At 32.6% G+C, this 13,708-nt stretch carries 15 protein-coding genes; 3 read left to right on the top strand and 12 right to left on the bottom strand.

Annotation, left to right across the window (positions count from 1 at the left end):
* Positions 1–253: 253 nt before the first annotated feature.
* The 3 genes from QJ521_RS04520 to QJ521_RS04530 form a co-directional block, all read right to left on the bottom strand.
* On the bottom strand, positions 254–1,627 hold the full coding sequence (locus tag QJ521_RS04520; protein ID WP_282839245.1) for an MATE family efflux transporter: 1,374 nt from the start codon (positions 1,625–1,627) through the stop codon (positions 254–256).
* 171 nt (positions 1,628–1,798) lie between these two features.
* Positions 1,799–2,770, bottom strand: a complete 972-nt coding sequence (locus QJ521_RS04525) for a Gfo/Idh/MocA family protein (RefSeq protein ID WP_282839246.1) — start codon at positions 2,768–2,770, stop codon at positions 1,799–1,801.
* A gap of 4 nt (positions 2,771–2,774) precedes the next feature.
* Positions 2,775–3,605, bottom strand: coding sequence for an aldo/keto reductase (locus QJ521_RS04530; RefSeq protein WP_282839247.1), 831 nt, complete (start codon positions 3,603–3,605; stop codon positions 2,775–2,777).
* Positions 3,606–3,801: 196 nt separating this feature from the next.
* Here QJ521_RS04530 and QJ521_RS04535 point away from each other — a divergent pair, with 196 nt between their 5' ends.
* A complete protein-coding gene (locus QJ521_RS04535; RefSeq protein WP_282839248.1) occupies positions 3,802–4,194 on the top strand; it encodes a hypothetical protein in 393 nt (130 codons plus the stop codon).
* Positions 4,195–4,266: 72 nt separating this feature from the next.
* Here the strand turns inward: QJ521_RS04535 and QJ521_RS04540 are convergent, their stop codons facing one another.
* From QJ521_RS04540 to QJ521_RS04555, 4 genes are all read right to left on the bottom strand, one after another.
* Positions 4,267–5,058 carry an SMP-30/gluconolactonase/LRE family protein gene (locus QJ521_RS04540; RefSeq protein ID WP_282839249.1) on the bottom strand — a complete coding sequence of 264 codons (792 nt, stop codon included), beginning with the start codon at positions 5,056–5,058 and terminating at the stop codon, positions 4,267–4,269.
* On the bottom strand, positions 5,058–5,831 hold the full coding sequence (locus tag QJ521_RS04545) for an SDR family NAD(P)-dependent oxidoreductase (protein ID WP_282839250.1): 774 nt from the start codon (positions 5,829–5,831) through the stop codon (positions 5,058–5,060). Before QJ521_RS04545 ends, QJ521_RS04540 begins: the two co-directional genes overlap by 1 nt.
* 12 nt (positions 5,832–5,843) lie before the next feature.
* Positions 5,844–7,040 carry an enolase C-terminal domain-like protein gene (locus QJ521_RS04550; protein ID WP_282839251.1) on the bottom strand — a complete coding sequence of 399 codons (1,197 nt, stop codon included), beginning with the start codon at positions 7,038–7,040 and terminating at the stop codon, positions 5,844–5,846.
* Positions 7,041–7,237: 197 nt separating this feature from the next.
* Entirely contained in the window at positions 7,238–8,191 is a 954-nt protein-coding gene (locus QJ521_RS04555) for an L-lactate dehydrogenase (RefSeq protein ID WP_282839252.1), read from the bottom strand.
* 209 nt (positions 8,192–8,400) lie between these two features.
* Between QJ521_RS04555 and QJ521_RS04560 the strand changes: the two genes are divergently transcribed.
* Both QJ521_RS04560 and QJ521_RS04565 read left to right on the top strand, forming a co-directional pair.
* Positions 8,401–9,435, top strand: coding sequence for a hypothetical protein (locus tag QJ521_RS04560; protein WP_282839253.1), 1,035 nt, complete (start codon positions 8,401–8,403; stop codon positions 9,433–9,435).
* A gap of 123 nt (positions 9,436–9,558) precedes the next feature.
* On the top strand, positions 9,559–10,254 hold the full coding sequence (locus QJ521_RS04565; RefSeq protein WP_282839254.1) for a hypothetical protein: 696 nt from the start codon (positions 9,559–9,561) through the stop codon (positions 10,252–10,254).
* 96 nt (positions 10,255–10,350) lie between these two features.
* Here QJ521_RS04565 and QJ521_RS04570 read toward each other — a convergent pair whose 3' ends face one another.
* From QJ521_RS04570 to QJ521_RS04590, 5 genes are all read right to left on the bottom strand, one after another.
* Positions 10,351–10,629, bottom strand: a complete 279-nt coding sequence (locus tag QJ521_RS04570) for a hypothetical protein (RefSeq protein WP_282839255.1) — start codon at positions 10,627–10,629, stop codon at positions 10,351–10,353.
* A gap of 1 nt (position 10,630) precedes the next feature.
* Positions 10,631–11,119, bottom strand: coding sequence for a hypothetical protein (locus QJ521_RS04575; protein WP_282839256.1), 489 nt, complete (start codon positions 11,117–11,119; stop codon positions 10,631–10,633).
* A gap of 3 nt (positions 11,120–11,122) precedes the next feature.
* Positions 11,123–12,181, bottom strand: coding sequence for an SPFH domain-containing protein (locus QJ521_RS04580; protein ID WP_282839257.1), 1,059 nt, complete (start codon positions 12,179–12,181; stop codon positions 11,123–11,125).
* 16 nt (positions 12,182–12,197) lie between these two features.
* The gene (locus QJ521_RS04585) at positions 12,198–12,578 is read right to left on the bottom strand and encodes a DUF2085 domain-containing protein (RefSeq protein ID WP_282839258.1); all 381 of its coding nucleotides are present in this window, start codon (positions 12,576–12,578) and stop codon (positions 12,198–12,200) included.
* A 142-nt stretch (positions 12,579–12,720) separates the two neighbouring features.
* A partial coding sequence (locus QJ521_RS04590) for a hypothetical protein (protein ID WP_282839259.1) occupies positions 12,721–13,708 on the bottom strand: 988 nt, incomplete at its 5' end.

A 13,708-nucleotide genomic window follows, 5' to 3' on the forward strand; every position in this document is an offset into this window, starting at 1 on the left:
ATGGAAAAGACAAATATAAAGCACTCATCCAAGAATGATATAATCCCCTTAAAGTAGACACTACAAATAATTAAAGTTGTAGATGTTTATAGAAAGGGGATATTTTAGATTATTTAAAATGATTTGCAAATGTTAAAGAACCTTGCATGTTGAGAAACTGGATAATCATATTGTAAAAAGAAGCACTATGTTTGACGTGTTAAATTAGCAAATCAATCAAATAATGTTCAGGTCTTTTATGTATTAATAAAAATTATATAGCTTTTAATGAAGGTGCACTAAGCACCTTTTTCAATTTTTTAAGTTCATATGATGTATAAAGCAATACAATAATGACTGCTAACCAATTAATAATAACTATACCCCACCATACACCATGAACACCCATGTTTAGTGTTGTTCCAAGATAGTAGAATAAAGTGATTGGAAGTATTTGTCTAAAGAGACCAACTACAATTGCGAAAAACGGCTTTTTGATACCTTGTAGTAATGAGATATTAATGTTTAAAAAGATATAAGTGAAAAAAGCGAATACTTCAACTCTTAAATATCCTGAACCATAGTTGACAACATTAGTATTATCGGAAAACAAACCAACAAGTATTGGTGCTAAAGGATAAATAACAATAATTCCTACTGCCATAATAGATAATCCAATCAGCAGTGCTTTTTTTCTGACTTCAATAATGCGATCATATTGACTTGCTCCAAAGTTTTGCCCAACAATCGTTAAAGTCGCAACATTTAGACCAAGAGCAGGTAATAAAGCAAGTTGCTCAATTCTTAATGCAGCACCAAACCCAGCTGCTGCATCAGCACCGCCATATCTAACAACGAAATAATTAATAACAAAGACACCTAATGCAATCGTTGCCATGTTTAATGATGCAGGAACACCTTGTTTTAAGATTGCTAAAATGATATTAAAGTTAATTTTTGCAGTTTTATATATTTCTTTAACAAATTCAGAAGACTTAATTAAACGTATTGTTAAATAAACAGTTCCTATAAATTGGACAAAAACAGTTGCTATAGCAATACCCGTTACGCCAAACTCTGGTAAACCAAACCATCCATAAATAAATAATGGGTCTAAAATAAGATTTAAGAAAAACCCAACAATTAGAAAGTTCCTAAAAGATTTAGTGTCTCCTTGAGCATTGAGAAGTCCATTTAACGTGAAATTTAATATAAAAAAGATACTACCGTAAAAAATCGTATTGGTATATGAGACTCCTAAACTTAAAGGGACTCCGGATACACCTGATAGTTGAAATAACGGTATGGTAATCATAGGAGCGAATATAGAAATAATTATACTAACAATTAAGGATAAGAAAAGTGCATTTCTCGCTAGCATATGGAAGGATTTAGGATCTTTTTTTCCTAATGCTATCGAAGCTAAAGCAGTTGTTCCACTACCCAAACCAGAGCTTAATGCAATGATAATAAAAAATATCGGAAACGATAGTGATAAACCAGCGAGTGCATCACTCGATAATTGACCCGCATAATATGTATCTACAACATTAAAAAGAGTATTAAATAGAAAGCCCACAGATACTGGAATTGAAACTCGTTTAATGTGTTTTAATATATCACCTTGTGTTAAATCAATAGATTTCATATTATCCTCACGTTCATAGTTTTATAGGAAAACATAAATATATTCAAGATTAAATTTATTATAGCATAGCATTTTTAAAGCATAAGTTGATTTGACTTGTTGAAACATGTGCAAAAGAAAAACCAACTGCAAGTCTGCAATTGGTTTTATGTGAATATTATTGTTAGCATTCTATTTTTCTTGTGGATAAATAAGATTCCATTGTTTTCTGAGTTGATCCATTTGATTTAATAAACTAAGTGTCTTTTCATGTGGCATGATATAACTCTCTTTTCGTCCATTTGCTATACACTTAATCATCTCAAGTATTTCATACTCCATACCATTAACATCATGAGGATGTTTGATTTCCTTGATAAGTGTACCATTTTGATTATAAATCAGAGCATGCTCTGCACCGATGAACATTGGCATATGTATATACCCATTTGTTCCACGAATAAAACCTTCAATTGGAAGATTATGATCGAAAGAGAATTTTAAACGTGCAGTTGCATTGGGATAACTTAGGGTAATCTCACTAGATAGATCAACACCTGTATGATAATAAACGACAGTGCTTTCAATCTTTTGTGGTGTTCCTAAAAATAAATCAGCAAATGTTAATGGATAGATACCGATATCTAATAGTGCTCCACCACCTAAATGTGGTGCGAATAATCGACTGTCATCATCTTTTGATGCTTTAAAGCCAAAGTTAGCCTCAACTTTAATGACATCACCTATTATCCCATCAAGAACAAGTGCTTGAACATCTCTAATGGTCGGTAAAAATCTTGTCCATAAAGCTTCCATCACAAAACAATCTTTTGTGTGTGCTTTATCAAGTACAACCTTAGCTTGTTTTTCATTTAGTGTAAATGCTTTTTCGCATAGAATATGTTTTCCGTGTTCGAGTGCTAGCATCATATGTTCATAATGCAAGCCATGAGGTGTTGCAATATAGACACAATCCACTAATGGATCTTCAAGCATGGAGGTATAACTACCATACGCTTTTTCAATGCCGTTTCTATTTTTGAAAGCTTCAGCTTTCTCGATATCTCTGGATGCAACCGCATAGAGGTTTACACCTATGCCTTTTGCAGCCTCACAAAATTTATTTGCTATATTTCCAGCACCCATAATTCCAAATTTTATCATATGCTTAATCCCAACGTCTTGGATCACCTTTAATTGTATCCAAGAACTCCATATCTTCGTCTGAAATCTCAAAATCAACTTCAGTGTTTTGAATGATGCGATTTTCATGAATTGATTTTGGTAGTGGTGCGGTTTCTTTTTGTAAGCACCAGCGGATACAAATTTGTGCAGGTGATACATTATATTTTTCAGCAACTTTTTGAATATCTTTATTACTCAACAAATATCCAATGCCAAGAGGAGAATATGCTTCAATAAAAATATTATGTTTTCTACAATAGTCAATTGTCTCACTTTGATCAATGCCGATGAAGTATCCAATTTGATTGACATGTGGAACTACATCACAGTTTTGAATAATATTTTCGATGTCATTTGGAGAGAAGTTTGAAACACCGATTGCACGAATACGTCCCTCTTTATATAGATTTTCCATAGCCTTGTAAGCTAGAACATTTCCTTCGTTGCAATCTTTATACATTTCGCTCCATGGCCATGGTGCATGAATTAAAAAAAGATCTAGATAATCAAACTTTAGTTCCTTCATCGTTTTTTCAAAAGCTTCTAGAGCACCTTCATAGGTTTTAATATGTGATTCTAATTTTGAGGTTACAAAAATCTCTTCACGTGGAATACCAGAATCTCTTACTGCTTGACCAACGCTCGCTTCATTTTGATAACCTTCTGCAGTGTCAATGTGTCTATAACCATTTTTCAATGCCATCATAACAGACTGATAAGTCTCCTCACCTTTTTTTGTTTGCCAAGTACCTAATCCAATTTTAGGTAATTGTACACCATTGCTTAATGTGTAAACTTGATTTAAAACTTTCATAATCAAACCTCCAAGTATATCTTTCATTATCATTATTATTATACCAATAAAAAAGTTATAGTTTCACATGAACGTCATTAATATTTATGAAACGCGAAACTAACGTGATAAACAATCACATATTTCACATAATTTCATAAACTGATACACAAATTTCAGCATGAGTATATAATGAAAGTGTATCTGGAGGTACAAAATGAAAAAAGAAGATAAAAAGTTAATTAAAAACATCAAGAAAACTGCAAAAGAACAAGTTGAGAAAGTAAAGGAATACGTTAAAGATATAGACACCAAGGTTAGCGAAAGTAAAGACTTCAAAAGATATTCAGTTGAAGTTAAACGAATGAATACAAATGCATTAAATCTTGGGGCACAACTTTATGGTGTACTAAATCAAGATGAACTTACTTTAACTTATAGAGTCAAAGATGAATACAAAGTAAATGAAATCATTGAAATTGGAAGTAGTATGTACCAAGTTTCAACGATTAGAACAGGTTTAGTGTTGTTCCCAGTTAATGTTGATGGTGAAGAACATGAAATTGAATGCCGTGTGGCAGAATTAAAAAAAATCGATAAAGTCGAATAGATGAATTAAATATCAAAAATAAAAAAAATATTCTTTCACCCGACAATTCGGACGAGAGAATATTTTTTTAGTTTACATTTCTATAGATAATAGTGATCCCTTTTCAGCTTCTGTAACAATCAATCCTAAATCTCCAACGTGATCAAAATATAAATTTGTTGGACAGTTTCCGGGTAGTTGTATTTGATTGATAAGGGTTCCTTTTGTATCAAAAACCCATATCATTCCAGTACCATATACTGCAGCATAGATTAAATTATCTTTTGATAATGTTAATCCATCAGGTTCAGCGTTTCCACCTATCGTATAGAAAGTTCTTATATTTTCAATTTTTAATGTTTTTTTATTCCAATCTCCAATTAATAGACGATGTTGCCATGTTTCGTTGATAATAATATTTTTCTCATTATTAATCAACAATAAACCATTTGGGAAATACATGTTATCTGCGATAATAGATACTTCATTGTTTTTATTCAAAGCACACATATAACCTATGGGTTGCCTTTGAGAGCCACCGGGACATGTAAATAGGATATTGCCCTCACTATCTTGAATTAAATCATTTGGAGCTCTTAGTGGCGTGCCATTAACTTGATCAGCTAATGTTTTGGTTTCACCTGTTTTAACATCTAATGATCGAATAGCATTATTTTTTGAATCACAAAATATTAATGTTCGATCATCTTTAACCATCATGCCATTTGGTGCACCTCCAACATCATATCTTGATATTGTCTTGGTATCACGATGGAACTCAGTTATTGCCCCACCTAACAATTCCACACAATAAATATTTCCTTTATCTGTAACCACTGGTCCTTCTGGGAATTTTAATCCTTTTGCTAGTATTTTCACATCCATTAAAATTGTCCTCCGTTAGGTCTTTCGTTTGGGCCATATAAAATAAGACCTCCATCTACCTTGATTGTTTCTCCTGTAATATAACTTGCATCATCAGAAATTAAGAACTCAACTAATCCAGCAACATCATCTGGTTTTCCCTTTCGTTTTAAGGGGATTAATGAACTAATGTGTCCGCTTTGTAACTCTTCAAGTGAATAATTACCTCTAGTAGAAGTAGCGCCAGGGGCTATAGAATTTATTGTAATGTTATACTCGGCTAATTCAATCGCTAGTGATTGAATTAGCCGATTTAAGGCTGCTTTTAATGATCCATAGATTGCATCATCACGATAAGCTCGGATACCTCTGGTTGATGAGATGTGGATAATACGACCTGGTATTTGGTTTTCAATCATATAGTTAGCAGCAATCTTTGTACTCATTACATAACTTCGATAGTTTAAACCATAAACGAAATCAATCGTTTCTAAATCAATCGTGCGAATACTTGTAAATTTAGTTTTACCAGCATTACAAACCAAAACATCGATTCCACCTAAGTCTTCGATTGCTTTTTTGGTAATTTGTTCTGGAATACTTGCATCTTGTAGTGATGCTTGATAGTAGAAGCAATTTTGACCTAGATTAAGTATTTCAGTCTTTAGAGTTTCAGCCTCGTTTTGTTCCAAATGATATGTGAAAGCGACATCGTATCCTGCTTTAGCTAAACGTAAAGCTATTCCACGACCAATGCCCCTACTACCACCTGTAATGAATACTTTTTTTGACATTATATACACCTCTTAAGGATTAACCAATGTACCATCTGGTAATCTAGTTTGAGTCCATTTTGTAATACTAGTCTTTATTGGGTATTTCTTTGCTAGTTCCTCATCAATATCTATGCCAAACCCTGGTTTATTGTCTGTGTATAGATATCCGTTTTTTTCATAAGGCATTCCTGGGAATACTTGATACATTACATCTGAAAACCCACACCATTCTTGAATTCCAAAATTATGAACATGCATACTTAAATGAACATTAGCAGCATGTCCAACAGGTGATACATCACCAGGCCCATGCCAAGCAGTACGAACACCAAAATGTTCTGCTAGGATTGCTAATTTTTTAGCTGGAGTAAATCCGCCGATTTGACTGATGTGTACACGAATGAAATCAATTAATCTTTCCTTGATTAAGTATTCCCATTCTTTTGGATTGTTAAAAAGTTCTCCGATTGCAATAGGTGTTGCACATTGTGACCTTAGGTTTTTTAGCCATTTGGTTTGTTCTGGTGGAAGCGGATCTTCTAAAAAGAATAAGCGATATTTCTCAAGTTGTTTTGCTAAATAGATTGCATCAGATGGAGCAAGTCTTTCATGGATATCATGAATAAGTTCTATCTCATCCCCACAGTGTTTTCTGACATGCTCAAACATTTTAATTGTGTCCAAAATATATTGTGTTGGGTTTAGATAAAATCCAGGTTCTGAGTTAGGAGGTGTATTTAAGTTTGAAGGTATGCCACCATATAAGCCCCATTGGATTCGAATATGTTTTACATTTTGTTTTTTTAGTGATTCGACTTTCTCTGTAATCTCATCTAAGGTAGAACCATTAACATGTTTATAATAAGGAACACCTTCTCTAGATTTTCCACCTAACAATTCGTAAACAGGAAGTCCTGCTATTTTACCTTTTATATCCCATAAAGCCATATCAACACCAGAAATAGCATTGTTGGATATCGCATCATTGCGCCAATACGCGTTATTATACATAAGATGCCATATGTCTTCGATTTTGCTGACGTCCCTATTGAGAAGTAGTGGTTTTAAGTAATCCTCAATAACACTTTTGACTGCTAATTCTCTATATGCGAATGTTGCACACCCTAACCCATATAAGCCTTCTTGGTCTGTTATGACCTTAACAACTATTAAATTGATTCCTTCAGGTGCTGTTAGAATTGTTTTGATATCTTTGATGATTGGCATGGTTTTCTCCTTTAATAGAAATCATATAGTTTTATTATAACCATTATAAGCTTATAACACAATGATTCGAAATTTATTTATTGTCTTAAGTTCATTATGTTTTTAGGAGTAAAACTTATTCTAACATTAAGAAAAAAGTCAATCATCAATGGATCATTAACTTTTTTGCTTGGATTATGATTATAATGTAATTCTTCTTAAGCATCAAACTTTATTAAATCAATACTTGACCTGAGAATTGAAGCAGACACCTTTAAATTTTTTGTTTCTGTCTCGTCAAGTTTTAATTTCACGATGTGATGAACACCTTCTCGATTCAGTACAGCTGGTAGTCCTATGTATAAATCTTTTTCAATATCATAGACACCATCATTGTAAACAGATATGGGAATAATTCTATTCTCATTATTAAAGATTGCTGATGTAATTCTAACCAAAGCCATTCCTATGCCGTAATATGTGGCTTTCTTTCTTGAGATAATATCATGAGCAGCATTTTTTACATCCTTGTATATTTCATTTAAGTCAGAGAATTTGATTTGTTCTGGCATAGATTCAATCACATCTCTAAATGGTTTTCCACCAACATATGCATTGGACCAACATACAAATTCTGAATCACCATGTTCGCCTAGGATATATGCATGTATATTACGTACATCGATATGGATGTATTGTGATATTTCATACCTTAGTCTTGCTGAATCAAGAGAAGTACCACTTCCAATAACTCTTGATGAGGATAAACCAGATGCTTTCCATGCAACATATGTCAAAATATCTACTGGATTAGTAGCAACCAAAATAATTCCATCATATTTATATTCCATAACTTGACGAACGACATCTTGCATAATTTTTGCATTACGATTTAATAAATCTATTCTAGATTCGCCTTCTTTTTGATTCACACCTGCTGTGATGACAACTAATCCAGCATCTTTTGTATCTTCATAAGATCCTGATTTAATACTCATTTTTCTTGGAGCAAACGCTAGACCATGATTAAGATCCATTGCTTCACCTTCAGCTTTTCTTTGATCGATATCAATAAGAACTATTTCCTCTACAGCACCTTGATTTAATAATGCATAAGCATAACTCATGCCAACAAAACCTGTACCAATAATAACAACTTTACTTTTTTCCATAGTATCACTCCTAATTTCAGTTTATTCTTTTATTTCAATATATGCTAATTATTCGCATTGTTTAGGAGTTTAACCGTGTTTAAAATATGTTTTCTAAATAAGATATACTATTTATAATGTTATTTATAATGTGTTATTATTCTATTAGATTATTAGATGTTTGTATGTTATACTCAAGCAGTCATCAATAGAGAATCGGAGGAAATATGATGAAAAAAATATCATTAGTTATAATTTTACTTTTAATTGCAGCAACATTGTTTGCATGCAGTGAAGATACAGGTTACGCTGGAGAATATATCGGGTATTCATGGGCTGGTGAAGCTACAGGTGTTACATTTGAAGATGCTACCCAATATATAGAAACAAAAATGACTTTAGATAAAGACGGTGTCATTACTGACCTTGAATTAGATTTTAAAGTTAAAAGAGGGGACACATGGGTATCAAGGCTAGATCAAACATCTACAGTAGCAATTGACTATACTGTTATTCCAACGACTGCTACAGTTGGGGAAAGTGTTGTGAATGGCGATTCAATGTTTACTATACAGACAATAGACTTTATGAGTTTTTACGCGTATGGTGTCAATAGTGAAGGTGTTGTTGCTATAACAATTGTAGATCCCGTAACACGTTTTATGTTTGAAACAAGACTAGATGCTGATTTTGATTATTCACAAAAGTTAAATACACTTAATGTTGGAAATGAGTTGAATGTTCCAACAACTAGAACTTCATCATCTGGATTGGTTAAACCAACATCATGGGATGCATATGCTTCAAAAAATGTATTTAATATCCATAGTTTTTCACATGTGTTAATTGAAACAGGTGTCTTTGAGGGTATCAACCAAAATTCAACAGTTCAACATTTATTAGAAGCTTTAGAGATAACTTTTGTTGAAGGTGTACCACAAGAGAAAACGGCATCATATGGTTTTTACGGTCTCGGTGGCTGGAAAGGCAATTATGAAGCGATTGCTGAGACTTTGATTGGTCAAAATGCTACGCAAATGGTTTCAATTATTGATTGGAGTTTTGAGCGTTATGCATTAGGTGTCAACGAAAACAATCAATTTGGAATTGATGTCCAAGCAGGTGGGACAAGAACTGCACAAGATTCATACGACACGATTGCAGGAGCAACCGTTCGTATGTCACGTGAATCTACATCTTTCCAAAGAGCATTAGTAATAGCTGGAATTATAACTGAAGAACAAGTTATTATTGGTAGGTTTTAGTTAAATAAATACTCAAACACAAGAACGCACCGTTTGGTGCGTTTTTCTTTTTGATCATTTTTCAGGTTATTGACATTGATGTATTCTCTTGTATAATTAATATTAACTATTGGAGGAAATAATATGGACTATTTAGTTTCAAGAGAACTCAATGGACTTTATATTGTCATTGACATCATTTTTTTGTTGTTTCTTGGGTTTTTACTGTTGAAATTCAAAAAGAGATTAACGTTTTTGTTTGGACTATCAGGGGCTTTTATATATTTTCTTGTTGATTATGGCATATTTTATATGTTGCTTGGAACTAGAGAAGTTGTTGGAGCGAATACATTTTGGTTCTTATTATGGTTATCCGTGAGTTATGGTTTTACTAATTTCGTATGGATATGGTTGTTTTTAAATAGAGATAAAAGGATTTTAGAATGGTCATTGCTCATTGTTATTGGATGGGTTGCTGTTGCATTACTCTCACAAAGTTTTGGATCGACTTTTCCATTGATTCAAATATCTAGGGGTACTGGTTCATATCACGGTGTTATGGCATTGATTTTATTCATAGGATACGCAATCGTTATTGTTAAAAACATTAAAAGTAATGATAGTGAAAGATTACCAGTTCTTAAAATGTTAATGATAGGAATCTTAGTTCAATTTTCTTGGGAAGCAGTATTGCTGTTATCAGGGATTAGACCAAATGGGTGGAACCCAATTATTATCAATTCACTCCTTGAGACAAATTTGGGAATTCCATATTTATATTTTATTCATAAGTATATAACTAAAAAACATCAAGAAGATTTGTCGAAAAGTTCAATATAATAAAAACCCCTCTTACAATAACCACTGAAATTTATGTTTCAAAGTGTTTATGTTAAAGGGGTTTTTTATTTGAAGTATTAATTTTTTCTAGAATATCTAGTTTTTCATTTTAACAATCGCATAAACGATTGCAGCAGGCCAAAATACAATAATGAGAAGAATTAAAATACAAACATTAATACCCTCATTAGTAGATTCACTTGTTGTAGTGTTTGTATTAGAACCTGTTGGAGGTGCTATAGGTTGAAATAATCGAGTAGGTTCCTGTTTAGGTGCCTCAACCTTATAAATTGGATTTGATGTTCCACAGTATTGGCATTTTTGTTGTTTTGTATGTAATATATTTCCACAAGACTTACATTGGTGCTCAGACATATCAGTCTACCTTCTTATTCTTTGCACTAACGAATTGACCATTTTCGTCATTATAAAGGTCTTCATCAACAACAGGAATAGACTTACCCTTTAAACTTTCTTCAACCTTTTGAATCTTATCATTTAATAGATCAAGCCCAAATACAATTGATAAATACCCAACAAATACGATAAATAGGATAACTAAAGACCAGATGATACGAGGAGAATCACCTCTTAATAATAATCTTTCAATCAATGGAAGAAGTTGTAATGCTAAAGTTGAGTATAAGAGAATATAAATATTGCCTACATCTTGTTTTCTAAACATTACATATAAAGCAACACCAAGCAGTAGAGCTAAAGCAAGTCCCTTTGAAACCCAATATATAGCCGCTGGAGTTCCCGAACCTATGGCCATATTTTCCATACCATCAAGAACAAATCCTAGAATCAAAGAAAATGCAATGACAATGATTATTATAATACTTAAATACAGTTTATTTTTCATATATTATCCTCTCTTTACTGGTGTGCCACATTCAGGACAGAACTTAGCATTTGGTGCTAGTTCAGAGTGACATTGTTCACATTTAATGATTTGTGGAGCACCACATTCAGGACAAAATTTGTCATCTGATTCGATGAATGCATTGCATTTTACACAGTTTGCTGTTTTCTTTTTTTCTTCTGATGGGATCACTTCATTTGCCATACCAGCAGCGTGTTTACCGACACCTAAACCAACACCTAAACCAACACCAAGACCCGCCATGTTTCCTGCAGCACCTTCGTTTTTAGCAGCTGATTCTAAGACATCATAACCACGTGCTGTACGATAACGATTTTCACCCATAATGTTAAACTCTGCATTACGGTTTAATATATCATTAATGACTTCAAGATCTTCATCCGGAATACTGATGCTTTCATAGTAGAAATTAACGATTTCTAATCCAAATCTTTCGAATGCATCTTTAAGCGAATCAAATGAACTATTTGATATTTCATCTAGATACATTGCTATGTCCAAAATACTAACTTGATTTTTAATGAAATATTGTGCTAATAAAGTTTTAATTTTTGTGTTAATAATAGACCTAAAGAAGTCATTAAGCACATCGAAGTCAACGATGTTCTTACCACCAAGAGAACCTACCAGTTGAGTAATTAAAAATTGATAGTTGCTAATTCTTAATGCATATTGCCCTCTAGCTCTGACATTAATTTTAACTTGGAATTTAGGATCTAATAATTGAATCGGATCTTTAGTTCCCCAAAGCATATCTAGTTTCATAGTTTTGTTTACAAAGTAAACCTCTAGGGTAAATGGAACATTTCCACCATAAACACCTTTTTGTAGTGCTTTTAAGAATGGAAAGTTTTCACTATCCATTGTATAGGTTCCGCTTTCAAATATGCTTTCCACTTTACCACCGTGAACGATGATACCTATTTGACCAGGACCAACAGTTAGTTTTGATTTAGTATTAAACTCGTTATTAGGATGTTTATAAACTAACCAACGGCGATCCGTAAAGCCTTCAAATCTACATACGTCTAAAACTGCCATAATTTCTACCTCTCATTTATATAATATATTTTATAATCGTCATTAAAATGTGAATAACAAATATTCCGATACCATATCCACCAAGGCATCCAGTTATAAATCTTCTGGTGTTGGTAGACTCTATGTGAAAGAAGTGCTGTATACTTCCATCTATAATTAATGGAATAGCAAACAATAATGTATAAAAACCAAAATGAAGATTTAGCAAGTAAAAGAGTGGTGCTATAATTATTTCCGATATAAATATGCCACTACACCTAAAACAAAGAAAAAATTGATGACCTTTGAAGAATGGTGAACGTTCTGGTTTTTGATGACACCCACAAGCTTTGCCAAAGTGCATAGAGAAAAGCCACATACGGTGTTTTTTTGAAAGGTTATCCAGTTCTTGATCCATATTTCCACCCATTGGTTTATGCATTAACTATATTATACGATAAATGACGATATTTTTCTATAGAGATTAAGATATATTTGTTAATGATAAAAGACTTTCATAGGCTAAAATGAAAGTCTTTTGTGTTCGATTAATTAATTATTTATGGTTTGATATCTTCATCAATAGCAGCATATAATGTTTGTGATAAATCATCATTAACAAAATCTATACCTCTATAAACGCTTAAGTATGCAGATTCTTCAAATGAGTTTGAGATGGTAGTTTCAATAAAATCTAAATTAATTTCTTCATGATTAAAGTCAAGTCCATACGCTGATAGATTAAGTATATCGTTTGTTAATTCAGATTTCATAAAAGTATATTGTACTCTAACATTAGCGAACATGCTATTCAAGTCGATGTTCATTCGTGCATCACTAAAAATTTTTTCGCCATCTTTATAGATACCATTTAAAGGATTAGTTGTATTTTCTTCATAGTAAACGCTATCCCATCCTGTAGCCTCAAGAAGTTGCCATGCAACATCAATATTTCCATCATCTACATATTCAGTAAATGAAAAACAAATACCCTTATAATTAAATAATTCAATATGATTCATGTTGCCTTCACCAGTTCTAATGATTCGAGTTCTGATATTGGTTTCAGGATTGAACCACGATAAAACGTAATCATCATAAAATTGTGAATCTTCTTTACTAATCTCATAATAAGTATTATCGTTTTGATTTTGATAACGATACCAATAAGAATATTCTGTATATCTAATGTCAATCATTTGATGATTTTCTAGAAACTCGAAGTATTCATAACGACCTGGTTCTGTACCCATTGATAGTTCTCGCAAGAAAAAATCTTGGTCTTCATATCCGAATTTAATACCATAGTAATATTCATATCCGTAAACTGATAGGGTTAATTTAACGAGTATACCGCGGTCATTGGTAATTGATACATAAGCATCAAGCTCCATGAAATCTCGGAAATCAACATAGATTTGCGCTTCTATAGATTCTATATTTTGAGCTTCAATCTCTTCAACAACATTATCTAACAAATCTTTATATATCATCAAGTGAGGGCTGAGTTGCACATCTTGTGCATTGTCTCTTTGCGTATTATAAGTC

This window comes from Peloplasma aerotolerans, from assembly GCF_030012175.1.
Classification (GTDB): Bacteria; Bacillota_I; Bacilli_A; order Acholeplasmatales; family Acholeplasmataceae; genus Peloplasma; species Peloplasma aerotolerans.